The organism is Sulfurimonas marina, assembly GCF_014905095.1.
GTDB classification, from domain to species: Bacteria; Campylobacterota; Campylobacteria; order Campylobacterales; family Sulfurimonadaceae; genus Sulfurimonas; species Sulfurimonas marina.
The window spans coordinates 1,211,053-1,236,214 of sequence record NZ_CP041165.1 but is presented as its reverse complement, the minus strand read 5'-3'; the positions used below and the strand labels follow the sequence as shown (position 1 = coordinate 1,236,214).

27 protein-coding genes are annotated in these 25,162 nt (G+C 38.5%); 15 read left to right on the top strand and 12 right to left on the bottom strand.

The genetic code is table 11. The annotated features are described in order from the left end of the window. The first annotated feature begins 27 nt into the window (after positions 1-27). Entirely contained in the window at positions 28-2,454 is a 2,427-nt protein-coding gene (locus FJR03_RS06355; RefSeq protein WP_193112695.1) for a diguanylate cyclase, read from the top strand. Between the two features lie 8 nt (positions 2,455-2,462). Here FJR03_RS06355 and FJR03_RS06350 read toward each other — a convergent pair whose 3' ends face one another. Beyond that, positions 2,463-3,245: a metallophosphoesterase gene (locus FJR03_RS06350; RefSeq protein ID WP_226962088.1), complete on the bottom strand. Its 783-nt coding sequence runs from the start codon at positions 3,243-3,245 to the stop codon at positions 2,463-2,465. A 322-nt stretch (positions 3,246-3,567) separates the two neighbouring features. After that, on the bottom strand, positions 3,568-4,482 hold the full coding sequence (locus FJR03_RS06345) for a methyltransferase domain-containing protein (RefSeq protein WP_226962087.1): 915 nt from the start codon (positions 4,480-4,482) through the stop codon (positions 3,568-3,570). Positions 4,483-4,565: 83 nt separating this feature from the next. Between FJR03_RS06345 and FJR03_RS06340 the strand changes: the two genes are divergently transcribed. Then, entirely contained in the window at positions 4,566-6,401 is a 1,836-nt protein-coding gene (locus FJR03_RS06340) for a putative bifunctional diguanylate cyclase/phosphodiesterase (RefSeq protein WP_193112693.1), read from the top strand. Here FJR03_RS06340 and FJR03_RS06335 read toward each other — a convergent pair. From FJR03_RS06335 to FJR03_RS06305, 7 genes are read right to left on the bottom strand one after another with little or no spacing between them, the layout of a single operon-like run. Continuing rightward, positions 6,398-6,775, bottom strand: coding sequence for a thioredoxin family protein (locus tag FJR03_RS06335; protein ID WP_193112692.1), 378 nt, complete (start codon positions 6,773-6,775; stop codon positions 6,398-6,400). The two genes, FJR03_RS06340 and FJR03_RS06335, sit on opposite strands and share 4 nt — an antisense overlap. A 9-nt stretch (positions 6,776-6,784) precedes the next feature. Further along, the gene (locus FJR03_RS06330; protein WP_193112691.1) at positions 6,785-7,486 is read right to left on the bottom strand and encodes a cytochrome c biogenesis CcdA family protein; all 702 of its coding nucleotides are present in this window, start codon (positions 7,484-7,486) and stop codon (positions 6,785-6,787) included. Between the two features lie 2 nt (positions 7,487-7,488). Further along, positions 7,489-7,722, bottom strand: coding sequence for a thioredoxin family protein (locus FJR03_RS06325; protein ID WP_193112690.1), 234 nt, complete (start codon positions 7,720-7,722; stop codon positions 7,489-7,491). Continuing rightward, a complete protein-coding gene (locus FJR03_RS06320; protein WP_193112689.1) occupies positions 7,719-7,964 on the bottom strand; it encodes a hypothetical protein in 246 nt (81 codons plus the stop codon). The genes FJR03_RS06325 and FJR03_RS06320 overlap by 4 nt, the downstream gene beginning before the upstream one ends. 9 nt (positions 7,965-7,973) lie before the next feature. Continuing rightward, positions 7,974-8,918 (bottom strand): permease, encoded by a 945-nt coding sequence (locus FJR03_RS06315; protein WP_193112688.1) that lies wholly within the window; start codon positions 8,916-8,918, stop codon positions 7,974-7,976. Next, complete coding sequence (locus FJR03_RS06310) at positions 8,919-9,323, bottom strand: arsenate reductase ArsC (protein ID WP_430739129.1); 405 nt, start codon at positions 9,321-9,323, stop codon at positions 8,919-8,921. It lies immediately after the preceding gene. After that, positions 9,316-9,627: an ArsR/SmtB family transcription factor gene (locus FJR03_RS06305; protein WP_193112686.1), complete on the bottom strand. Its 312-nt coding sequence runs from the start codon at positions 9,625-9,627 to the stop codon at positions 9,316-9,318. Before FJR03_RS06305 ends, FJR03_RS06310 begins: the two co-directional genes overlap by 8 nt. A gap of 231 nt (positions 9,628-9,858) precedes the next feature. Between FJR03_RS06305 and FJR03_RS06300 the strand changes: the two genes are divergently transcribed. Genes FJR03_RS06300 through FJR03_RS06270 form a run of 7 tightly spaced genes read left to right on the top strand, consistent with a single transcriptional unit; the run spans position 9,859 to position 14,716 of the window. Continuing rightward, positions 9,859-10,104, top strand: a complete 246-nt coding sequence (locus FJR03_RS06300) for an RNA-binding S4 domain-containing protein (RefSeq protein ID WP_193112685.1) — start codon at positions 9,859-9,861, stop codon at positions 10,102-10,104. A gap of 1 nt (position 10,105) precedes the next feature. Continuing rightward, complete coding sequence (trpD, locus tag FJR03_RS06295) at positions 10,106-11,092, top strand: anthranilate phosphoribosyltransferase (RefSeq protein WP_193112684.1); 987 nt, start codon at positions 10,106-10,108, stop codon at positions 11,090-11,092. Between the two features lie 11 nt (positions 11,093-11,103). After that, a complete protein-coding gene (gene tsaE / locus FJR03_RS06290; protein ID WP_193112683.1) occupies positions 11,104-11,523 on the top strand; it encodes a tRNA (adenosine(37)-N6)-threonylcarbamoyltransferase complex ATPase subunit type 1 TsaE in 420 nt (139 codons plus the stop codon). Then, entirely contained in the window at positions 11,511-12,233 is a 723-nt protein-coding gene (lptB, locus tag FJR03_RS06285) for an LPS export ABC transporter ATP-binding protein (protein WP_193112682.1), read from the top strand. The genes tsaE and lptB overlap by 13 nt, the downstream gene beginning before the upstream one ends. 8 nt (positions 12,234-12,241) lie before the next feature. After that, a complete protein-coding gene (locus tag FJR03_RS06280) occupies positions 12,242-13,519 on the top strand; it encodes an RNA polymerase factor sigma-54 (protein ID WP_193112681.1) in 1,278 nt (425 codons plus the stop codon). Next, complete coding sequence (locus FJR03_RS06275) at positions 13,516-14,259, top strand: TIGR02757 family protein (RefSeq protein ID WP_193112680.1); 744 nt, start codon at positions 13,516-13,518, stop codon at positions 14,257-14,259. The genes FJR03_RS06280 and FJR03_RS06275 overlap by 4 nt, the downstream gene beginning before the upstream one ends. 10 nt (positions 14,260-14,269) lie before the next feature. Beyond that, positions 14,270-14,716 carry a hypothetical protein gene (locus FJR03_RS06270; protein WP_193112679.1) on the top strand — a complete coding sequence of 149 codons (447 nt, stop codon included), beginning with the start codon at positions 14,270-14,272 and terminating at the stop codon, positions 14,714-14,716. Between the two features lie 21 nt (positions 14,717-14,737). Here the strand turns inward: FJR03_RS06270 and FJR03_RS06265 are convergent, their stop codons facing one another. Continuing rightward, positions 14,738-15,274 carry an MOSC domain-containing protein gene (locus FJR03_RS06265; protein WP_193112678.1) on the bottom strand — a complete coding sequence of 179 codons (537 nt, stop codon included), beginning with the start codon at positions 15,272-15,274 and terminating at the stop codon, positions 14,738-14,740. 37 nt (positions 15,275-15,311) lie between these two features. On the opposite strand from FJR03_RS06265, the gene hypF reads away from it, so the two are divergent. From hypF to FJR03_RS06245, 4 genes are read left to right on the top strand one after another with little or no spacing between them, the layout of a single operon-like run. Next, positions 15,312-17,543 (top strand): carbamoyltransferase HypF, encoded by a 2,232-nt coding sequence (gene hypF, locus FJR03_RS06260; RefSeq protein ID WP_193112677.1) that lies wholly within the window; start codon positions 15,312-15,314, stop codon positions 17,541-17,543. Between the two features lies 1 nt (position 17,544). Next, on the top strand, positions 17,545-18,078 hold the full coding sequence (locus FJR03_RS06255; RefSeq protein ID WP_193112676.1) for a hydrogenase maturation protease: 534 nt from the start codon (positions 17,545-17,547) through the stop codon (positions 18,076-18,078). Positions 18,079-18,115: 37 nt separating this feature from the next. After that, on the top strand, positions 18,116-20,542 hold the full coding sequence (locus tag FJR03_RS06250; protein ID WP_193112675.1) for a hydrogenase small subunit: 2,427 nt from the start codon (positions 18,116-18,118) through the stop codon (positions 20,540-20,542). Further along, positions 20,532-22,214: a nickel-dependent hydrogenase large subunit gene (locus tag FJR03_RS06245; RefSeq protein ID WP_193112674.1), complete on the top strand. Its 1,683-nt coding sequence runs from the start codon at positions 20,532-20,534 to the stop codon at positions 22,212-22,214. The genes FJR03_RS06250 and FJR03_RS06245 overlap by 11 nt, the downstream gene beginning before the upstream one ends. 79 nt (positions 22,215-22,293) lie before the next feature. Here the strand turns inward: FJR03_RS06245 and FJR03_RS06240 are convergent, their stop codons facing one another. After that, complete coding sequence (locus FJR03_RS06240; RefSeq protein WP_193112673.1) at positions 22,294-22,935, bottom strand: hypothetical protein; 642 nt, start codon at positions 22,933-22,935, stop codon at positions 22,294-22,296. A gap of 70 nt (positions 22,936-23,005) precedes the next feature. After that, complete coding sequence (locus tag FJR03_RS06235) at positions 23,006-23,560, bottom strand: HyaD/HybD family hydrogenase maturation endopeptidase (protein ID WP_193112672.1); 555 nt, start codon at positions 23,558-23,560, stop codon at positions 23,006-23,008. A gap of 140 nt (positions 23,561-23,700) precedes the next feature. Here FJR03_RS06235 and FJR03_RS06230 point away from each other — a divergent pair, with 140 nt between their 5' ends. Then, a complete protein-coding gene (locus FJR03_RS06230; RefSeq protein ID WP_193112671.1) occupies positions 23,701-24,342 on the top strand; it encodes a hypothetical protein in 642 nt (213 codons plus the stop codon). A 22-nt stretch (positions 24,343-24,364) separates the two neighbouring features. Continuing rightward, positions 24,365-25,162: a hydrogenase nickel incorporation protein HypB gene (gene hypB, locus FJR03_RS06225; RefSeq protein ID WP_193112670.1), complete on the top strand. Its 798-nt coding sequence runs from the start codon at positions 24,365-24,367 to the stop codon at positions 25,160-25,162.

Here is a 25,162-nt window from a genome sequence, read left to right as displayed (position 1 = left end):
TTATTATGCTATTATAATCTTATGAGAATGTTATTAAAATTTATAATAATTCTATTAGTAACAACCTCTCTTTTTGCAGAGAAAGAGAAGATATCTTTACAGTTAGAATGGTTACATCAGTTTCAATTTGCCGGTTACTATATCGCTAAAGAGCGGGGGTATTACGATGTAGTTGGACTAGATGTAACTATAAAAGAGATGAAAACGGATGTTGATGTAGTAAAGGAAGTTATCTCTAAAAAATCGGAGTACGGCATAGGACGTTCCTCTTTACTGGTTGATCGCGCAGAGGGTGATCCGGTTGTTCTCTTAGGTGCTATCTTTCAACATTCACCATCTGTACTTATTACTACAAATCCTAAAATTAAAACTCTTAAAGACCTTAATAATAAAAACATAATGATAACTAACGACGTGGCAAACGGGGCTACTATTAAAGCTATGCTGCTCTCAAAAGGGTTATTGTATGAAAATATAAACTTTCAACAGCATAGTTTTAAGCTCAAAGACCTTATAGACGGTAAAACAGATGCGATGGCCTGTTATCTTTCCAATGAACCTTTCTTTCTTAAACGTGCAGGGATACCGTACAAAGTATTTGATCCAAGAGATTACGGTTTTGATTTCTATGAAGATATCATTTTTACATCCGAAGATGAGCTGAAAAATCATCCTAAACGAGCAGAAGCATTTTATAAAGCTTCTATAGAGGGATGGAAATGGGCTTTTGCACATATAGAAGAGACTGCAAAAATAATACACGATAAATATAACTCACAAAACAAATCTATAAAGAGTCTCATTTTTGAAGGGAAAGTTCTAAAAGAACTTGCCCTCAATAAAAATGGCGATATCGGAACTATCAGTATGGAGCAGATCGATAAGATTACTAATTGGTACAGAGTAACCGGTCTTTTAAAAGAGAAGTATGATTTTTCACCTTACATTGATCCTTTGGGGTTTAATAAAAAACGATTAAATATCGGAGTTCTTGCAAAAAGGGGTGAAGAGAAAACTTTAGAGAGATGGGAACCTTTAGCTACTTACCTAAATCGTAGTTTAGAGGAGTATCATGTTGTGATTCATCCACTCTCTTTTGACGAAATAGAAGAGCATATCAAAAATAAAAGCATTGATTTTTTACTTGTAAACACCGTGAACTATGTACAGTTTGAGAATCAGTACGGGATCTCTAGAATCGCTACTGTAAAAAGTAGGGGGATGCAAGGGGAAGCCTGCAGCTATTTCGGCGGTGTTATCTTTACGAAAAAAGACTCTAAAATTAAAAATCTTAACATGCTCAAGGGAAGAAAATTTGCTGCCGTAAACGAAGATTCGTTCGGCGGATGGATTATGGCGTATGAATTTTTACACGATATCGGTATAGATCGAGATGATATTAAGTTGAAGTTTTATAATACGCACGATGCCGTGGTTCATGCTGTTTTAAACTCTGAAGCAGAGGCGGGAACTGTTAGAAGTGACACGCTAAAACATATGGCGATGGAAAAGCAGATAGATTTTGATAAGGTGAAGATTTTAGAGCCGAAACAATATGAAAATTTTCCATATACGGTATCGACTAAACTTTATCCGGAATGGCCGTTTGCAAAGTTAAATCATGTCTCTGAAAATGCGGCAAAAGAGGTTATGACTGCACTTATTAGAATGCCTGAAGATTCTGTAGAAGCTGTTAAAGCAGATATAGGGGGATGGACAGTTCCTCTTGATTATTCATCGGTTCATGAAGTGTTAAAAAAACTGCATATAAAACCCTATGATAAGATTGATATAACTCCTTTTGAGGTACTCAAAAAGTATGCTATTTGGATATATGTTTTTATCTCTATCCTTATTGTAGGTATTATCCAATTTATCCATATCAGAAAAGTAAATCTTGAGTTGGATAGAAAAGTTCATGAAAGAACAGAAGAGTTGTATGAAGCAAACCATAGATTAAAAGAGTTAGCACATACAGATGCATTGACAGGGATACATAACCGCGGGTATTTTATGGAATTAGCAGAGCAGTTATTTAAAGTTGCTAAACGTAATCAGTCTCCATTTCAAATACTCTCTCTTGATATCGATTACTTTAAAGACGTAAACGATACTTACGGTCATCAAGTGGGAGATTCAGTACTAAAACTTTTTACGAAAAAAATCAGTTCACTTTTAAGAGAGAGTGATATTTTCGGTCGTATCGGTGGTGAAGAGTTTGTTATATGTTTACAGAATACTACTCATGAAGGTGCCCTTGCATTTGCCGAAAAAATTTTAAAAGAGATAAGAGCTTTAGAATATAAAAACAATAAAGGGGATCGTATCTCTTTTACGGTCAGTATAGGGGTTGCAGAACTTGAAGGGGATAAAACCCTTACACAGTTGCTCAGTGAGTCTGACGAAGCACTTTATAGAGCAAAAAGAGCAGGGCGGGATCGTGTTGAAAGTTAGAGGTAACTCTAAATAATATACGCAATCTCGGCTTGAGAACCAAGACGCATAGGTGGTCCCCAAAATCCTATCCCTGAATTTACATAGATCTTCCCGCCGTAATCTAAAGTATGTAAACCTTTTAGGTACGGTTGTTGTAGCATCACCAAGTGGTTAAAAGGCCAGATCTGCCCTCCGTGGGTATGTCCGCTTAAAATAAGTTCAGGTTTGAAAGGGCCTAAATTTTCGATCGATTTTGGCTGATGTGAAAGCAAGATCGTAGGGTACTCTTTATTTATATGACTGAATGCTTTAAAAAAGTCCGGTTTTAAGACACCTGTGCGGTATCCAAAGAGGTCGTTTACACCTACAATATTCGCTTGCAATGCTTCGATCGTAACAGATTCATTGAGAAGCAGTTTGACCTTTGTATTTGTTTTGATAAAGTCTATAATTTTATAAGGATTATGAAAATATTCGTGGTTTCCTAAAACCATATAGATTCCATATTTAGATTCGATTTTATTTAACTCTAAAATGATATCTGCAATAGCTTCTATCTTAGTATCGATCAGATCACCTGTAATCATTACAAGATTAGGGTTGAGCGTATTGATCTTGATAACACTCTCTTTTACATACCCTTGATCTATTAAGCCGCCAATATGCAGATCGCTTATCTGTACAACCGAAAAATCAAAAAGATTTGCTTTTACAACATTGATAACAGGTTCTTTACTCCCCTCATATACTCCTGCCGTTACATAGGAGGTTGCAAGTGCGAGCAGGGCTCCATCACCTGTTTTTTTCATAAAGTCCCTTTTTGAACGCTGTACTTTTTTGAGTGAAAAATGAAAAACATTGAGTAATTCATGCAAAATAAGATACAAAAGCAAGACGAAAGTAATTCCAATCGACGTTGAAGAGAGGTATAAAAGCTCATAAGGAAGTAGATCACTATATCGTATAAAAAAGTAGGAGAGGTTGAGTAAAAAATTTAGAATGAGTAAAGAAGTTAGAGTTTTTTTTATTTGAGAACTTACGAGAAGCCTTCGTATCACTCTAAGGTAGAAAAGTGCATGGAGTGATACAAACAAAATAGATAAGACGGAGAAAAATATGTAACTTTTCATATCACTTCCTAATTGATGTAGCTGTTAAAAAGATGTAATCCTTTCCTGTTATAGTAACACGAAATTTCTTTTGTTGCAGATATTTTTTACAAAATACTACATCTTTATAAAGGTTTGACATCTCAGAGTAGTTGTAGTTGCGCATCATAGCTCCGTAGATCATCTCCCCGTCGATCCAGCGGCAGTTTGGAAATGCCAAGATTAGTGCACCCTCAGGACGAAGTTGGTTTTGTACAATGGACATAAACGTTTTATTGAGATTTAGGTTTGAGCTTTGCAGTGTCCCAATGCTGATAATAAGGTCAAACTCTCCAAGCTCTAAAGAGTTTAGCTTATTGATATCGGCTTGTAAAAATTGAACATTCTCTTTTCCTTGAAATTTTACTTTTGCATCTTTGATCGCAGATTCACAGTAATCAATCCCTAAAAGTTCTAGATTTTCAAAGTTTGTAGAGAGTTTCTCTATCACTTCAAACTCATCGCCGTTATTGACACCGAGATTTAAAACTCTTACCCTTTGATCGAGTTTTACATTTTCCAGAGCTTGAACATAGTGGTATATAAACGATGCCTCTTCGTTCTTGTTGATCTGGGCAAAAATAGAATCACTGCCGTATTTTTCCTCTTTATCGGCATCTACAGCATGAAAACTGTCATGTGAGAGTTTTTTATATCTGATCGCAACATACTCCTCATCTATAATCTGTGGCGTCAACATCCTACATTTTAATATCTGAGCCAAATCTACCCATGTTTTATAAGTATGGATTATAATCGAGTCTGAACTTTCTTTGTCAGGATTATAGACCTTAAAAGCAATGGTATCATGCTCATTTATAGTATCTATTTTATTTTTTAATATTTCAATAATTTCTAAAAGCGGTTTTGAGTATATACTTAACATAAGCGGTAACATGCAAAAAACATTCCTGAATCTAAAAGTCGGATTGATAAAAATGTGATACAATAAGTAAAAGTTATAAATTATGGAAAAAATTAATGAATGAAAATATAAGTTTTTATAAATTTATGCACCGACAAATTTTGGTTGTTATAGCACTTTTGGTCGGAACCTCTCCCGGATATCTTATAACAGGATATATTTATACCGATATGATTGTGGAACTGTGGTGGTTTTTTTCAATCCTCGTAATCTCGGTATACGGGTATATATTGTATGAAAAGTACAAAAAATGTGAGACAATAGAGCAACAAGAGATGTGGTTAGGCAAAGTACGTCGTTTTATGTTCCTTTATTTCTCTGCTTGGACCGTGATGTTTGCTTATTATGTCAAGCATCCTATTATAGATATGCACTATATGGCAATAGCTACACAACTTGGCTGTACCGTTGTTGCCGCTACAATCTTGGCATCGCAGAAGAAACTGGTTATCTCAACCGTAATTACATTAATGCTGCCTATTACACTTTATCTTATTATAGTTGGCTCTACATATAGTTATATTCTTGCATTTTTTACAGTGATCTTGAGTATTGTATTACTCTATGCTGCAAAAAACACACACGAATACCTTACAAAAAGCAGATTTCAGGCATACCATGATTATTTGACAGGTCTTGGAAACAGAAGGTTTTTTATAGAGATGTTGGAGAGCTCCGTAAAGGAGAATAAAGATCGTTTTACATACCTTTTGCTCATTGACCTTGACCACTTTAAGACGATCAACGATACACTCGGACATGATGTAGGTGATGAGCTTCTAATAGAAGTTTCTAAAAGAATGACAGGGCTTGCAAAAGGGGGAAAACATTTCGTAGCTCGTTTGGGTGGGGATGAATTTTGTATCTTAAGTCGAGGGTTTAATACAAACCAAGAGTGTCTTGACGATGCTAAAGAGTTTGCGCAGGAGCTGCTTGATATGATCAAGTGCTCGTACATAATTGATAATAACCATCTTTTTATCAGTTCAAGTATCGGTATAAGTATTATAAACAATCCAAGACTTCAGGCAAACGAGTTTTTAAAAGAAGCAGATATTGCTATGTATGAAGCAAAAAATAAAGGTCGTGACGGGATTATAATATTCAATGACGAACTTTGTAAGATCATAGAGAAGAAACTTGAAATTGAAAGATATCTACATTTTGCAGTTGATAACAGTGAAGTAAAACTGCAGTACCAGCCGCAGGTAAATGCACAAGGCAAGGTAATAGGATGTGAGGTACTTGCAAGATGGCATAATGAGCATATAGGGGATGTATCACCGGATGTTTTTATCCCAATAGCTGAAAATACCGGCTATATTATAGAACTGGGTGAGTATATACTTGAGCGTGCACTTCAAGCACTTGTAAAATGGGATCGCAGTGGTATAAGACTCGCACAGATTTCGGTAAATATCAGTATGAGACAGTTTTTGGACAACAGTTTTATAGATATGGTGGAAAAACTTTTTGACCGTTACAATATTTATAGTTTTAAAACACAGGTGATTTTTGAGATTACAGAAACAAGTACGTCAGATAATCTTAAAAAGATTGTAGATGTTATAAATAAACTCAAAAACTTCGGTATTAAGTTCTCTATGGATGATTTCGGGACTGGTTATTCATCGCTTAGTTATCTTCGTGAGATGCCGATTGATGAACTCAAAATAGATAAATCGTTTGTTTCGAAACTTGATGATGAACAACAAGCATTACTTGTAAAAAGTATTATAGAGATCTCGAGAAATATGAATCTCTCGATTGTTGCTGAAGGGGTGGAGGAAAAATATCAAAAAGATTTCCTTGAAGAGTTAGACTGTGACCTCTATCAAGGATATCTGTTCTACAAACCTTTAAATCAGGAGGATTTTGAAGCTCTTTTTTAGAATGAATAAGTTTGAAATAGCTTATTCAGCTCATCAGTGCTTAAAACTCCAATGTGGCGATATACCTCTTTTCCATTTTTATCAAAAATTATTTGAGTAGGTATCATTCTAACCTTTAACTCATAAGCAGCATCTCTCTCTTTTTGAACATTGATAAAATGGATATTATACTCAGGATGCTTTTTTACTACCTTATAAAGCGTTTTACCCATCACTACACAGCTATGACAGCTCTCTGCACCAACTTCTAAGAAAAAGGGTTTTCCTTTTCCAATGCTCATCTGAACATATTTATATTTACTCTCTTGTAACATCTGCTCATCTGCCATGGCATTGAGGCTCAAAAGTAATAACAGTATTGAAAACAATTTCATCTTTTTCTCCTAAAACTGTAAATAGGCTTGCCATGCAAAATAGATACCTATACCTATGAGCATAAGGGCAAAACCTTTATTAATGTAATTTGATACATTTGCAAGAACTCGGTTTGATGTAATACTTTGAGTAAAACCTACTGAAACCCCCGCTATTAAAAGCAACAGTGAGTGACCCAGTGCAAATGTCAATATAAGCCCGTAGGCGTATATATAGCCGCTGTTTGCAGCAACGGTAATAATAGCTACAAGGGGAGCAGAGGCACACGGAGTACTTACTAAACCAAAGACAATACCTATCAAAAAACCACCGAAAAGTCTGTATTTTATAAGGTGTGTCATTATTGAGGATTTATTTACTTCTCCAAAAATCCCCCATGCATATAACCCAATCAGTATACTGAAAATTCCAGCTAAAATATACGCCCATATAGGGGCTATTGAGAAAAAGCCGCCAAATTTTGCAACAATAAAACCTAAAATTGAAAAGCTTACCATAACACCAAGGGCAAACAGTGAGGCAAATAGATATGTATATAAAACTTTCTTTTTACCCTCTAAGTCTTTATTTAGAGCTACTGAAGTACCTACTAATAGTGGTACTGAGACCAGTGAACATGGTGCAATGGCAGTGATACTGCCCGCACCAAATGCACCGATAAATGCTAAGATTGAATTTGATTCAAGAAGGGCTAGAACAGCTTCTTGCAAGATTATGCTTCCATTAAGGCAAGAACTTCGTCTACACTTAGAACTTTTCCGGTACTTACCACTTTTCCATCAATGACCAGTCCCGGAGTACTTATTACCTGATACTCCATGATTTTCATGATGTCATCTACTTTTTCTATCTGAACAAATTTACCGCTTTTAGCAACTGCTTCTTTTACTACTGCTTCTAATTGAGCACATTTTGAACATCCTGTTCCTAATATTTCTATTTTCATAATAAACACTCCTTCATCATTGGTTCTAACTCTTCGGCTTTTACATCACCCGTAATTGTAATGCTTGCTCCGTTTTCTTCACTTGATACTTCGATGTTTTCGATTTTTTCCATCATCTGCGGATCGCAATTGCAACTGCAGTTTCCATCTTTACACTCTTGAACTTTTACATTTACATCCTCAGCTTTGAAGCCGCCTAGAAATGCTTTAACACCGTTTTGTGTATTGTTTACTTTAAACATGATTTTCCTTTATAAAATGATATTAAATAGATACCCGATAGCAATGATCCCACTGCCTACAATGGCAAAAAATATACCGATAAGTTTGAGTGAAATGATTTTTTTTAGTATCAATGCTTCGGGCAGACTCAGTGCTGTAACTGCCATCATAAAACTTAGCGCTGTCCCCAAAAGCATCCCTTTGCTTGTCAGAACTTCAACTAACGGCATTACACCTGCTGCATTTGAATACATCGGTATCCCCATAAGTACAGCGACAATTACTGCAAACGGATTTCCTTCACCTGTGTATGTAGCTATAAAGTCTGTCGGGATATAACCGTGGATCCATGCACCTGCACCTACACCAATCATTACATAGATATAGATTTTTTTGAAAATATCTAATGTGTAATTCCATGCTTCTTTGGCTCTGTCTTTAAAAGAGAGTTTTACCAGTGTAGCTTCAAGTTCACCTTCGATCGGCTTGACATCCATGAGTACCTCTTTTTCCATACCCAGTCTTCCTATGAGCCAACCGCCAAGGATAGCAACCGTTAAACCAAAAGCGATATAGATAGACGTTATCTGCCAGCCAAAGATACCAAAAAGCATAGCAATGGCAATCTCATTATTCATAGGTGCTGAGATCAGATAACTAAAAGTAACCCCGATAGGTATACGTGCCTGAATAAAACCTAAAAATAGAGGAATCGCAGAACAAGAACAAAACGGTGTGATGATTCCAAAAAGTGAAGCACCTACATGACCATAAAGTGCAGATTTTCCTTGCAGGTGGGCACGTACATATTCGGTATTTACCCATGTACGTAAAAAAGAAACGGCAAAGATGATTGTTAGAAGTAAAAACCAAATCTTTATCGTGTCATAGATAAAAAAATGAGTAGCATCAGCTAACTTGCCTTCGAGCCCTACGACATTGTAAATAAATTCTTTTGAGAGCTCATACCACATTTAGCACAGCTCCTCTTTCACTACAGGTAAAAGTTCTTTCTCAATTAAATTGAGTGTTTTTTCATACTCTTCTACCGCTTTACCTGAAGGATCATCAAAACCTATGTGTATAGTTTTAACGGCTTTTGGAAACATAGGACATGTCTCTTTCGCATGATCACATACAGTTACAACTAGGTCAAATGGAGTATCTAAAACCGTCTCGATTACTTTTGAGTGATACTCATCTCTCCAGTATCCTTTTGACTCTAGTAGAGCTTGTGCATTTGGATTTACCGTACCGCTTGCTTTTACACCCGAACTTTGAGCTTCTACGCACTCACCTAGTTTCGCATTTATCAATGCTTCTGCCATAATTGAGCGGCAACTGTTTCCTGTACAGAGTATTAAAACTTTTTTATTCAATTTCACAACCTTTTTTTAATTGAGGGATTTCAAGATCAAGACAAGCGATCTCGTTTAAAACATTTTCTCGAAATTTATCTATAGGAGAACGTATAGAGTAGTAAGCCCAGCGTCCTTCACGTCGAACTTTTAAAAAACCGCCGTCCCTTAAAATCTTAAGATGTCTCGATATACGTGACTGAATCATATTAAAAGAGCTTTCTATGTCACAGACACACACTTCACCGTTTTCGTTGATAAATCTCAGTATTTTAATTCTGGTTTCATCATTAATAGAGCCGATTGTTTGTAAAAATATTTCCATAAAAAGAGTATAGCACAATACTATTTATATATCAAGATATATTGATATGTGTTGTTATAGCAAAAAAAGTTCCAACACTTACGAAACTTTTAGTTTTTTTTCCCTACAATAAGAAGGAAATAATAGCGACTTGTTTCAAGCTCTCTTGCGAAGGCAAATCCTCCCTACGGTCTGAGCTTCACAAGAAAGCTTGAAAAAGTTTATAGACGAAGAACTGGATAAATTAGATACATGAGAATAGATAAATTTTTAAATGCAGTAAATATTACAAAAAGACGATCCGTGGCCCAAGATATGATAGCAAACGGTGTTGTGCTTATAAATGAGATTGTAGTAAAAGCGAGTAAAAATGTTGAAGTTGGAAATATTATTACGATTAACTATTTAAAAGAGCCGAAAAAATATAAAGTATTACAGATACCTACAACAAAATCAACACCAAAATCATTACAACATCAATATGTAGAGGAACTCTAAGATGACTTATGAAGAAGCAAAAATAAAATTTACCCAACTGTTTGAGCATCAGATGGATGATGCGCAGATGAAAGAGTTTTTAGAGAGTATGGCTCTTGATGCTACTACACCGGTTGATGAGATTGCAGCAGCTACTGAAGTGATGCGCGCACATGCTGTTAAACTTCCTGTATCTGAGGAGATTAGAAATAGAGCGATCGATATTGTTGGTACAGGTGGAGACAAGATAGGGAGTTTCAATATCTCCTCTACAACTTCAATACTCACAGCTGCTTGCGGCGGTATGGTTGCAAAACACGGAAATCGCTCTATCACTTCAAAAAGTGGAAGTGCAGATGTTCTAGAGGCTTTAGGTGTAAATCTCTCTTTAGGAATAGAGCAAAACGCAAGATTACTCGAAGAAGCGGGCTGGTGTTTTATGTTCGCTCAGAACCATCATCCGGCAATGAAATTTATTATGCCTATTCGTAAGTCTATCGATCATAAAACTATTTTCAATGTTTTAGGACCTCTAACAAATCCGGCAGATATCAAAAAGTATATGCTGGGAGTATTCGATAAAAGCTTTACGACAAAAATGGCTGAAGCACTAAAAATGAATGGTGCTACATCAGCTTTAGTTGTAAGTTCTAAAGAGGGGATGGATGAGATAGGAATCAGTGATATTACCTATGCAACACGCTTAGAAAACGGTATGATTAAAGAGTTTGAAATAGACCCTCAAAATTATGGTTTAGAAGTCGCACCGTTAGAAGCTATCAAAGGGGGCGATGCTAAAGAGAATGCAAAGATTATGCTTGACATCTTCAATAACAATGCAACAACTGCACAAAGAGACATTGTGCTTTTAAATACTGCAGCATCTTTGATGGTTGAGGGGCTTGCACGTGATATTCAAGATGGTTTGGAGATGGCTAGAGAAGCACTTGCAAACGCACGTGCAAAGAAAAAATTAAAACAGATTGTTGAGATATCAAATAAGCTGTGAAAGAGTAGGCTATGAAAGAGACAACATATACATTGGGATTATCGGAATTAGATGGATTTGCGTCTGAGTTTTTGGACCGTTTTAGTGAAGGTGTCGTGATCTTAAAAGGTGACGTTGCTGCAGGAAAAACGACTCTGGTAAAAACTATAGCAAAACTCAAAGGGATTTGTGATGATGTTACATCACCTACATTCTCACTCCAGCAATGTTACGGAGAAGATACGTACCATTACGATATCTATAACAAAGGGCTTGATCATTTTGTAGCTCTGGGGATGCTTGAAGAGCTTGAAAAGCCGGGACTACATTTTATAGAGTGGGGCAATGACGAGCTAGAAAAGATACTCGATGCAGCGGGATTTGACGTAGTTTCGATCGATATAGACAAGATTTCAGATGATAAGAGAGAGTACACTGTATGCATACGCTAAAAGCGGTTGAATTAAAAAAGAGTATTAAAGACCTTAACATTGTTAAAGGGATTAGTTTAGAGGTAAAAAGCGGTGAAGTTGTCGGGCTTCTTGGACCAAACGGAGCAGGGAAAACTACAACTTTCTATATGATCTGCGGGCTTGTGGCTGCAAGTGACGGAAAGGTGTTCTTTGATGGAGATGAACTCACGGGTATGCCACTGCATCAAAGAGCTCTAAAAGGGATAGGGTATTTGCCTCAGGAGGCTTCTATCTTTAAAGACCTCAGTGTTGAAGACAATCTTATGATCGCTGCACAGGTTGGGATCAAAGACAAAGCTGCGCAGGAAGCGCGTATTTTAGAACTGCTTGATATGTTCAATATTGAGCCGATCCGTTACCGTAAAGGTATATCTCTCTCAGGTGGTGAGCGCCGTCGTGTTGAGATCGCTCGTGCATTGGTAAACCATCCGAAGTTTTTACTTCTTGATGAACCTTTTGCGGGGGTTGACCCAATCGCGGTTATGGATATTCAAAAAGTTATCCATCAGCTTGTTTCTTACGATATCGGTGTACTCATCACTGACCATAATGTTCGTGAAACGCTTGATGTATGTGATCGCGCGTATGTTATTAAATCGGGTGAACTGCTTGCAAGCGGAACAAGTGAAGAGATCGGACAAAACGAAGATGTTCGTACACACTATCTCGGTGAAAACTTCAAGTTGTAGGGTGAACGTTGGCAGTTCTTAGGCAATCGCAAAGTGTTGAAAACAAGCATAAACTCTCAAATACACTGAGAAACTGGCTTCCTATCCTTCATTCGAGTCTTTCAGACCTGGGTGAGGCTATGGAGCCCTTTGTCAGTGCAAATCCTGTTGTAGAGGTAAAGTCGGGATATGAAGAGGATTTTGAAAAGAAGATCCCAAAAAAGATCGTATCTGGCAGCGGTGTAAACAACTCAAGAACTGAACAGATAGAAGCGCTTACTATTCAGAGTAAAAGTTTGTATGAGGTGTTGGATGAGCAGCTTGAAGCTCCACTATTTCCTACGCCTATCTCTCAAGAAATAGCACAGTTTGTAGTAGCAAATCTGGATGAAAACGGTTACTATGAAGGGGAGAGTGATGAGTTTTGTCAAGAGCATAATATAGACCTTGATGCTTTTGAAAAAGTTCGTCTGCGATTTGCACATATTGAGCCTATGGGAATCGGTGCAAAAGATCTTTCAGAGTCATTTTTATTTCAGCTTGATAACTCGGAGATCTCAAATGAAGCTTATCCACTTGGCGTAGAGATGATAAACGATCTGCAAAATATCCATAGCTATTCAAACAGAGAACATTTCTCAGAGGTGATGCATATCATCTCTACATTTAAAAACCCACCGAACATTGAGTATCAGGAAGATTCCAGCCACGTTGTACCCGATCTTATGATCTACTTTAACGATGAGCAGCAGATCGAAGTAAAGCTTAACGATGCTTACTATCCTGCGATCAACATAGATACATCTTACGGAGTTGAACACGACTTTGTAAGCCAGAAGATAAAAGAGGCGAAATCGTTGGTAGATGCCCTTGAGATGAGAAAAGCGACACTCTATAAAGTTGGACTTATGATCGTCGAGTATCAGTACGACTTTTTTATCGGCGGGCAGATTATGCCGCTTACTCTTAAAACTTTGGCAGACGAGTTTGGGCATAATCCTTCAACGATCTCGCGTGCCATTGCAAACAAATATATCGCCTGCGATCGCGGTGTACTTGCGATGAAAGACTTTTTTACTACGGCAATTGACGAAGATGTCAGTAACGCGGCAATCAAAGAGTTTTTAGTAGGGCTTGTAAAAGCGGAGAGTCGTGAAAAGCCTCTGAGCGATATGAAGCTGCTTGATCTTATCCAAGAGAAGTTCAAAGTAAAAATGGTGCGCCGTACGATCGCAAAGTATCGTAAACAGCTCAATATCGCGGGTTCAAGTGAGAGAAAGAAACTCTACCAACTAGGTCTCTCTTGAATGTAAAAGAGCTGCTCGATCGTGAGGTCGCACTCCGTAACTCTTATGAAGAGGTGTGTGAGGAGAAGCTTGATCCCATTATAGTTGCACGAAAATACAATAGCGATGTAATAGCCCTAATATGCTCCCTTTTTGCCTATGGAAACGTAAAGCAGATCGTAAAATTTTTAGACTCTTTAGATTTCTCACTGTTACAAAAGAGCGAGCAGGAGATCGAAGAGGGGTTAAAAAAACACTACTACAGATTTCAAACAAATGCTGATGTGATCGCTTTGTTTATAGCGCTCAAGCGTTTAGAGGAACACACCACTTTAGAGGATGTTTTTGTAAGAGGATACAAAAATAATTACAGTGTTATAGAGGGGATCAATGCGATCATAGAAAAACTCTATGAACTTTATCCATACAGCTCAAGAGGCTATACTTTTTTGGTTGGAAAAATAACAACAAAAACAAAGGGTACCGGAGCACTAAAGCGTTGGATGATGTGGCTGCGATGGATGGTTCGTTCAGATGAGATAGACCTTGGGTTATGGAGCAGGGTAGATAAGGCTCACCTTATTATGCCGCTAGATACCCATACTTTTAACGTAAGTCGTAAACTGGGTTTGCTCAAGAGAAAAACGTATGATCTTCATGCTGCGATTGAGTTGACGGAGACACTTAAAGGGTTTGACAATGAAGATCCGTTAAAATACGATTTCGCGTTGTACCGCTTAGGGCAAGAGAAAATAGTTTAAAGGGAAATATTTGGAGTTTTTAATACACTTTCACCTCATGGCAGCTATGGCTTGGATCGGCGGTTCGATCTTTATGTTTGTTTTGGGAGTATCGCTTCGAGATAAATCGAAACAAAAAGAGGTGTATCCAAATATTGGCCCGATTTTCGGCTATTTTGAGATTGTATCACTTGTAATCCTGCTTGTTAGCGGTATCTTAATGGCAGATGACAAAGGGCTTATATATGCACTCTTAGATGGTGATACAAGCCCGCTAGGAACTGTCTTTTTTAATAAAATGATGCTTGTAGCCTTTGTAATACTTTTTACTATCATACACTTTGTCGTGGCCTTTAAAACAAACGGAAAATGCCGCACAAAACTGCAAAACTTTCTTTCACGCAGTTCCTCTTTAATGGTACTGTTTTTAAATCTCGTAGTACTGCATTATGCGATCATACTTCGAAGTATGTTGTAAACTATATACTATTTTAAATATTTAAGTTGGTATTTTTGGAGTGCTAAGGGGAGTAATGGGTTCAAGTGTGATTGCTTCATCGGTAGCGATCATAGTACTTCCAAGTTCCAATTCACCGTCACTTAAAACTCTTATGCGCAGACCGCCTCGACCTTTCATAAGTTTGTAGGTATTTTTTGCGATCACGGCATTCATCCAGGTACAGGGTGCACAATGCGCTAACCCTTCACACTCTACATTTCCAAGTTTAAATCTTTTTCCGATCAGAGAATTTAGATGTATTCCGCTTATGATAATGTTTCGGCGAAACAGTTTCGGATCTACCTCAAAGTCTAACTCTTTAGAGATTTCATTTATTACTTCGGCAGAGATGAGTGTGATCGGATACTTCGAAAACTCAAATCGGTCACCCTCTAGCCCTTGATCTTTAGTAAGTTTTATTTTTGAGTGTTCTATGGTCGGTGCATCGCCTACGTCAAACTTTTCTCTTGTAAAGTAGTTGTGTTTGGGAGATGTAAAAATATGGTGGATAAAAACTGGATACGAATGGTTATACATCTTTGAAGTATAGCATAGATAAGGTATAATCAAACCAATGAAAAATATCTCTAAAAAACGATTAAGACTGGATATAGCAGGGGTGGTACAAGGTGTCGGATTTCGCCCGTTTGTATATCAGCTCTCACTTAAGCACTCATTGTCAGGATATGTATTAAACAGCGGCGAGGGTGTAGTTATAGAGGTTGAAGGGCTAAATAGCTCTATAGAGAGTTTTTTAGAAGAGCTAAAAGAGAAACACCCGCCATTGGCTCGCATAGACAGGATCGAGCTACAAACACTTGAACTCCAAAACACGCAAGAGTTTTCAATTGTCCGCTCAAATAATACCGATGTCACTACAATGCTCTCGCCAGATATCTCAATGTGCCAAGATTGCAGGGATGAGATGCAAGACCCTACAAACAGACGTTACAAATACCCCTTTATCAACTGCACAAACTGCGGACCGAGATACAGCATAGTTAAAGAGCTGCCCTATGATAGAAAGAACACCTCAATGCAAGAGTTTGAGATGTGCTTAGAGTGTCAAAAAGAGTATGGCGAGCCGACAGATCGCCGTTTTCATGCACAGCCGATATCTTGTTTTCATTGCGGGCCTGCACTAAACTTTTCTATAGAGGAGTTTGTCAGTTATATTAACGATGGCAAAATCTTGGCGCTCAAAGGGTTAGGCGGGTTCCATATAGTGTGTGATGCTACAAACGATCAAGCGGTGCAGGAGCTAAGAAAACATAAAAACCGTCCGACGAAACCTTTTGCGGTGATGTTTAAAGATATTGAAGCAATTAAAAATGTAGCTTACTTGAGCGAAAAAGATGAGGAGCTGATCCTCTCAAAAGAGCGCCCGATAGTTATAGTGAGAAAAAAAGAGAATAGCTCTCTATCCTCTCTCATAGCGCCGTATATTGACAGAGTAGGGGTGTTTTTACCTTATACCCCTCTGCATGAGCTGATCCTAGAAAAGCTTGAGCATCCTATAGTGGCAACTAGTGCAAACTTGGGTGATGAGCCTATCATTACCGATGAAGAGGAGTTGTACAAAAAGCTTCCGTTTCTTTATAAGGCACTTTCACACAACAGAGAGATAGTAAACGCCTGTGATGACAGTGTGGTTTGCAGTATTGAAGAGAAGCAGATGGTTTTACGAGATGCCCGCGGATTTACACCGCAGAGTTTTCATCAAAAGCACACCTCTGCTAAAAAGATACTCGCTCTCGGTGGGCATCAAAAAAGTACCATCACTTTGGCGTTTGAAAACCATATGATCCTCTCTCCCCACATAGGCGATCTAAATTCGCTCGAAGCTTTTGAGTACTTTTTACGTACACTAGATACTTTTAAACGACTTTACAACTTTGAACCCGACATCATTGTATGCGACAAGCATCCACACTATGAAACGAGTAAATGGGCAAAAAGCTACATTGCTGAGCATAAAGATGTGGAGCTTTTGGAGGTGCAACACCATTATGCACATGCACTGGCGTGTATGGCAGAGTATAACTTGGAAGATGAGGCTTTAGCATTTTGTTTTGACGGTACTGGTTACGGGGATGACGCTACTTTGTGGGGCGGTGAAGTTTTACGTGTGAGCCCAAGTGAGTATAAACGCCTCTATCATCTTCAACAGTTATCACTGCTAGGCGGGGAAAAGGCTGTAAAAGAGCCCAAACGTGTAGCACTTTCATTGTTGTTTGAATCTTTTACTAAAGAGGAGATCTTGAAGATGGAGCATGAGGTAGTTAATTCCTTTTCAAAAGAGGAGATAGAAAATTACCACCTCATGCATACAAAACAGCTAAACTCTCCAAAGAGCAGTTCGATCGGCAGATTGTTTGATGCTATCTATGTTTTTGGCGCTAACCTAAATGACCTAAGTTATGAGGGGGAAAGCGGGCTGATCGTTGAGAAGTGTGCACAAGAGCATAAAAGTGATGCAAGTTACCCCTATAGAATCAACAATGAGATAATAGAGTTTAAAGAGATGGTTGTGGAGATATTAAATGAAAAAGAGAAGGCTCTGATCGCCTCAAAGTTTATAAATACACTCAAAAACATTATAGTTGAGATCGCACTTAAACATCCAGAGTTGCCTGTGATTTTGAGCGGCGGTGTATTTCAAAACAAAACCTTGCTTGAAAAAACTATTGCAGCTTTCGAGAAGAACAATATACGCTACTATTTCCAGAGTAAAACTGCGATCAATGACGGTGGTATATCTCTTGGTCAAGCCTACTATGCACTCCATATGGCAAAAGAGAGATAAGATGGGAAAAAACATAGTACTGGTGGGTTCGGGAAACGTTCTTTTTAAAGATGAGGGTATAGGCGTGTATGCCGTGCGCTATATAAAAGAGAACTACGACTTTTCTATCCCCTTTGAGATAATAGAGGGCGGGACTTTAGGACTTAAACTCTTAGAGCTGCTGCAAGAGTATGATGAGGTGCTTATCGTTAATACCTCTTCGGAGCAAAACAGAGATGCAGGTGAGATAATCATAAAGAACACGGAACAGTTCTTAGAGGGTGACATAGTCAAAAAGACGGCAAGTGAAGTTGAAATAGCAGAGATGTTGCAAGTATGCTCTTTATCCGGAACTGTAGCTAAAACAACAGTTATAAGTATAGTTCCTGATGATATTATGAGTGTAGAGGTTGGAGTGAGTGACGTTTTAAGAAGAGAGTGGAAAAAGTATATTCAAAGTGTGCTTGGGCAAATGAAATTGTTGGGAATTGAAGCCAAGCAAAGAGAAAATGTTATAGAATTGGATGAGATAGTAGCGAGTTACTTTAATTCTTGATACAATAAGAGCATAGAAATGTTATATGAGGTGAGTCATGAGAGTTGTAATTATCGGTGCGGGGATTGCAGGTGCTTATATTGCAAATAAACTGATACAAGAAGATATCTCTTTAGATATAGTTCTTTTAAGTGATGAAGAGTATCCCTCGTATGACAGAATCCACTTATGCCGTTTGGTAGACGACTCTGATGAGGTTGATGATATTGCCATCCCGCTCCACCCTAAGATAAAACTGGAACTGCGTCAAAAAATTACATCTATTGACAGAGAGCATAAGCGTGTACTAACCGAGGATGCAATGTACGGTTACGACAAGCTCATTATCGCTACAGGCTCTTTGCCTATTACACTCTTTGATATACAAAATATCTCAAATGCTACCGTTTTTAGAAGTGCCCGTGATTGTAAAAAGATCCATGAGGGTGTCCAGGGCAGAGAGGTTGTGATCGTAGGTGCCGGACCGATAGCACTCGAACTGCTTGAAACATTGAGTGATATGGATGCGGTCAAGCATATTACACTTCTTGTGCGCTCTGACGCTCTTTACAGTAAAGACCTCTCGATCGATGCTATTAAAACTATAGAAAACTCTTACACCGACAATGGAAAAGTCTCTATCTCGTATGAGGATGAGATTGTAGATAAAACAGTAGAAAACTCTGAGATAACTTCGATCCAAACCAAGAAGATGAAAATTGAAAATCCTTTTGTTGTTTTTGGAGTGGGAATAAAACCAAATATAGAACTATTCCGTGATGTCCTCAAGTCCAACAAAGGGCTTCTTACAAACAACTATATGCAAACCGAAGATGAAAATATCTATGCCATAGGTGAGTGTGCCGAAGTGGAAGAGTTTAACTTTATAGCGGGGCATGTAAAAGCGTGTACACTTCAGGCTGATTGTGCCATTTCACACATATTAAACCTGGAGAAAAAAGAGTTCAAGCGTGAGATCGATGTAGATATGCTCAAAGTTGGAAACTTCGATCTTATAGAGGTACGTTCTCCCACATTTACGAGTGAGTATGAAAAGGTTTTAATAACATCGAAAAAAGACAACCGAATAGATGAGTACTTTTTCAACGGGGATAAACTGACACGCTTTATAGGGATAAACTCAAATGTTGATGTAGGGTATCTAGAGACGCTTATGGATAGCGGACAAAAAGTAGATATTAACTACCTTTATGAGAACAGACTTGTAGGTGAGCGCGGAAGACTTGTATGTAGTTGTGAGCATGTGTATCAGCAAGACCTTGTAGATATTGTAAAAGAGACAGGAATCGCTTCATTTTCTGAGTTGGCACCGTTTTCCCAGGCGGGTCGTGTATGTGGAAAATGTAAGGTGATGGTACAAGATATCATAAAAGATTCGCAAGATCTAATTGATCCAAATATGGTGAGAAAAACACCCGAAGAGCTACAAAGAGAAAAAGAGATACAAGCTGTACAAAAACGTCTTGATAAATTTAACACTTTACATCCGAGAAACAACTTATCTGCAGAGAATTTGGAGAATGCTTTAGAGTCGATAGAGATCGAGAAACATCAAGTAAACAGTTGGATCTCTATGGTAACTGCAAATATGCAACTGCACCCCAATTTTGAAGAGGTTGTAGAAAGAGGGATCAAAACACTCAACCGCGTACCCATTATTTGGCTGGAGCTAGCTGACTGTAGCGGGAACTCGGAAGCTTTTATAAAATCGGAAAACCCGGCAATAGAGGATCTGATATTTGATTATGTATCGCTGGATTATCATGAGCTGTTAATGAGTCCAAGTGGTGATCAGAGTGAAACAGTTTTAGAAGATATCGTTAAAAATCAAAAAGGGGAATATGTCCTTATAGTAGAGGGGGCTGTTCCGCTTGCAATGGATGGAAAGTATCTAAGAATAGGTCCAAACGGTACAACGGGACTTGAGCTTTTACAAAATACGGCGAAGGATGCGGCACTCATTATGGCGGTTGGGAGTTGTGCTTTTGACGGCGGAGTGGTAGCTGCTGCTCCAAATCCAACAGGTGCTGTCGGAGTGGCTGAAGCACTTGGGCGTGACGATGTTATAAACATACCGGGTTGTCCTACAAACCCGACAAATATTGTGGGCACGCTTCTTTCGTACCTGATGTTTGAAGAGTTGCCGCCGCTGGATTCGTTCAACAGACCTCTGTGGGCTTATGAGGGGAGAATCCATGACAACTGTGAGAGACGCGGACACTATGAACTTGGTGAGTTTGTAAAAGAGTGGGGCGATGAGGGTGCCAAAAAAGGGTACTGCCTTTTTGAGATGGGATGTAAAGGTCCTTATGCAAATGCAAACTGCCCGACTATGAAGTTTAACGGTGGTACAAGTTGGCCTGTTCAAGCGGGTCATGGTTGTATGGGGTGTGTAGAGGCCGGTTTTTTTGACAAGTTTGCCAATGAGAGAAAGTATGAAGAGGAAGTAGAAGATGAGTCTTAAAAAAATTGTTATCGATCCAATCACGAGAATAGAGGGACATCTGCGTGTAGAAGTTGAGGTGGATGAAAATAATGTCGTTCAAGATGCCTGGGCTAGCGGACAGCTGTTTCGAGGAATAGAGACCATACTACAAGGTCGCGATCCAAGAGATGCGGGATTGATGGCGGGGCGTATTTGCGGTGTGTGTACAAACTCCCATTTTCGCGGGGCTATAACGTGTGTTGAAGATGCATACTCTCTTAAGATTCCTAAAAATGCCGAGATCATTCGTGATCTTATGGCTATGGCACTGTTTATTCAGGATCATGTGGTTCATTTTTACCATCTGCACTCTTTAGACTATGTGGATGTAACAAGTGCCCTAAAAGCTGATCCGAAGATGACATCCAAAGAGGCACACAAGTACCATGAAAACCCTTTTAGAAACTCCCATGCTCACTATGAAGAGACACTGAAAAAACTGGACACTTTTGTAAAAAGTGGAAAGCTCGGACCGTTTGCCAACGGCTACTGGGGACATGGTGCATACAAGCTCTCGGCAGAGCAGAACTTAATTCTTATTTCTCATTATCTTGAAGCGCTCAAATTTCAAACAAAGATCTCCAAAGCGGTAGCGATTTTCGGCGCTAAAACTCCCCATCCTCAAACTTTGGTAGTCGGCGGGGTGACAAGTGTAGCAGATATGTTAAATCCGCAAAGGGTGAATGACTATCTTTTTATTATGAAAGAGGCACAGGAGTTTATCCAGCGGGCATACCTTCCAGATGCAAAACTCTTGGCGATAGTGTATCGTGATGAGATAAAAGCGGGCATCGGAAGAGCGAACGGGAACTACATGTCATCGGGCGGTTACAGCTTTGAAGGGGAGAGAAAACTTTTTAGCGACGGTGTAATCTACAAGCACGATTTTGAAAATATACAAGATTTTGATCCGAGTAAGATCACAGAAGAGGTAGATCGAGCTTGGTATGACGGCAGTACTCCAGAACAGGAAGTAAAATATACCGATCTAAACAGTGACGGCTCTTTAAAAACGGCGAAAAATGATGACAAGTACTCGTGGATCAAAGCACCGCGCTACGATAAGCAACCGATGGAGACGGGGCCGCTTGCACGACTGCTCATAAGCTACTCTAAAAAGAATCCTTTGATTATCTCATTTGTAGATGAGTTCTTAAAAGAGACCGATTTGGAACTCATCGATCTTTGTACATCTGTAGGGAGAAATGCAGCCCGCGCAATTGAGAGCATTTATGTATGTGAGTATATTTTCAAGATTGCTTCAGAGTTACTGCAAAATATAAAATACTACGATACCGATACTTGGACAAAGTACAGTTTTGAGACCTTGGAAACACAAACGCAGGGAAGGGCATTTTTGGAAGTGCCAAGAGGGATGCTTTCTCACTTTATCAACATAAAAGATGCAAAGATACAAAACTATTCGGTAATAGCACCGACAACCTGGAATGCTACACCGAAAAACTTTGACGGGCTCAGAGGTGCATACGAAGAAGGGTTAATCGGTTTAAAGATAGAAGACAGAGAAAAGCCGTTAGAGGTTTTACGTGTAATCCACTCTTTTGATCCATGTCTGGCATGTGCCGTACATGTTATAGATGCAAAAGGGAAAGAACTTGCGAAGTATAAAACTACTAATGTAGCTTTCTAGGGTTAGTAAACTTTTCTAACGTTTAAAATGATCAATTAAAAATTCGCTTATGGATTTTTGATTGGTCTCCAATGTCTTGCTAGATGTCCACATTAAATGGCCCACCTGCTATCGCTGTTATCACAGACACATCTTTTTCTTTAGAACCCATGTCTACAACAAAAGCGTATCGAGATTTATTGTCCTGAACGAAAGTAGCATGTATCTGTAATAAAGACTTTATTCTTTGAAAGTTTTCCGGCATATCATTAGCTAAATTCAGATATCCCTTGTCATTATCCCAAGGGTTATCTGAATGCAGGAATTTTCCGAGCCTATCATAAAGATTACTATACTGTTTCTTGGTTAAATAACCAGAACTAAGCCTATCAAAGTGCCACTGCCTTTCAGCAACTAGTTTTGGTTTAACCAATGGAAGTGGATAAAAATCTTTATTGACACGTTCTAATTGTTTGAGGATTTTTCCTCCATGATAATCTTTTCTAAAATCTGCTGGAATTTTAGCTTCAGAACGGAACTTTGAATAGGCATTTTTATTAGGTGCGATAGAAGCATATGCGATACATTCAAGAGCTTTCCTAGTGTGTAACAATGCATTTTCCAATAGAAGATAGTCATGTGTTGTGTTAAATACACTCAGCTGGTTTTCGGCATATTCAATTCTTTTTTTGACATCTCTCATGTTATTAAGATATATTTCTACTGCTTCAGCTTGGGACATTATCTTCTTTCATATCTAACTATTTATTCAATAAAGATTATATATAAAAACTTAAAAAAACAAAAATAACTTACAGAGGCAAATTTGGGGTGCTAGCTCTAGGGTTATTAAACTTCTCGATCACATCATCAAGGGAGAGGTTGGCATCGTTCTTTACAGCCTCTATATTAAGATCTTTTAAAACAGCAACAAGCGTTTGGATATAGGTGTCAAACTTTGAGTAGAGTGTGTCGCTTAGACCTATATGTGTATCTATTTTATGTGGTACGATCCCGAGAACACTAGACTTTGGTGCCTTTTTTCCCATCAGTTCCAAAAGTTCAAAGCATTGAAGTACTCCGATGTCGTGCGCACTGCCGGAATTCACTCCAAAACCTGTAAGCTCCTCTGAGGGGATATGGTAAATAGCTCCCGCTTCATCTTCTATCTCTATAGCATCAAGGATGAGGATGTATTTGTATTCCATAAAAAAGTTGAGAAGGTTTATACCCTCAACACCGCCGTTTATAATATCTATGTCGGGTGAAAAAGTGTAGTTGTCGCTTATATACTGTGAGGCATATACCGCTATAGCGTCATCATGCTGTAAGATATTTCCGACACCTAAAACTACTAACTCTTTCACATTTTTCCTTTGAGATGCTGTTTTATTAAAAGTTTAACTACTTATACCTAAGAAATTGGCTTTTTTATGTTTGTTTTACGTAATGTAATATAAAATCTTTTAAAATTGAATATATACGCACGCGGTATAAGGACTCATATATGGAAACGGCTTATTTTCTCATGCTCTGGTATGGAATCTTACATGCATTTGGAGCGGATCACTTAACTGCTATAGCCGATTTTTCCATAGGAAAATCCATCAAAAAAACGATGATGATTACGATCATGTTTGCTTTTGGTCACGGGATCACACTTTTTCTATTTGCAAAAATTTTACAGAGCTATAATTTACCCGAAAATGTTACTATGTACGGAGATATAATAGCTTCAAGCGTAATTATCGCTATGGGTGTATATCTTTTGTATATGGTTGTATCAAACAAAATACATCTCAACAAACACACCCATGATGACAAAGAACATATGCACATCTATTTTGGAAAAGAGCACTCCCATAACAGTTCCTATGCATCGACATCGGCATGGACTATGGGCGCACTTATGGGAATAGGCGGAGTTCGCGGAATGCTTGTCACTCTGGGCGCTTTGGAAAATCAGGTGGTAGATTTTTCTATGGTACTTGCTTTTGTATTTGGTGTAAGTGTTGTTTTTTTAAGCTTCGGGGTAGTTATTTTATATATCAACAAAGAGTTTTTGACAAACCAAAGAAATGTAAGAAGAGTGTTTGCAACGGCCGGAATAGTTTCTGTGGCAGTTGGAACAAATATGCTTTTGGCATAAATAATTAAAGGGATTAAAATATATGTGTGCAGATTGTGGATGTAGTATAACAGGAACAACTTTAGGAGATGGGCACGAGCATCATCATCATCATGAACATACTCATGATCACTCACACGAGCATCAGGCTGCGCATGAAACACTGCACCATAACCCGCAGTTAAACGATGCGAAAACTATAAGTGTCATTACAAAGATTTTAGATAAAAACAACCATGAAGCAGCGCATAACCGCAGCCACTTTGATAACCACAAAGTTCTCGGCATTAACCTTATGAGCTCACCGGGAAGCGGAAAAACTGCACTGCTTGAAGCTATGGCGGATTTGGCAGAGTTTAAATTTGGTGTGATTGAAGGGGATTTGGAGACTTCACGTGATGCCGATCGAATGAAAGCAAAAGGGATCCCTGCCTATCAGATACAAACAGGCTCAGCATGCCATTTGGATGCTTTCATGGTACATAAGGGATTGCATGCGATGCCGCTGGATGAGATTGATCTGTGTTTTGTAGAGAATGTCGGCAATCTTGTGTGTCCCGCTTCGTATGATGTCGGAACCCATTTAAACATTGTTCTGGTTTCAGTTCCCGAGGGCAGCGACAAGATAGAGAAATACCCCGTAATGTTTCGGCAGGCTGATCTGATCTTAATAACTAAGATGGACCTAATAGAGCACTTTGATTATGACCTCGAACATGAAAAAAAAGAGGCACGAAAAATCAAACCGGGTGTTGACATTTTAGAGGTAAGCGTAAAAGACCCTTCATCTGTTCAAAGAGTGATAGAGTGGATCGAATTTAAACGTAAAATGAGAGCTTAG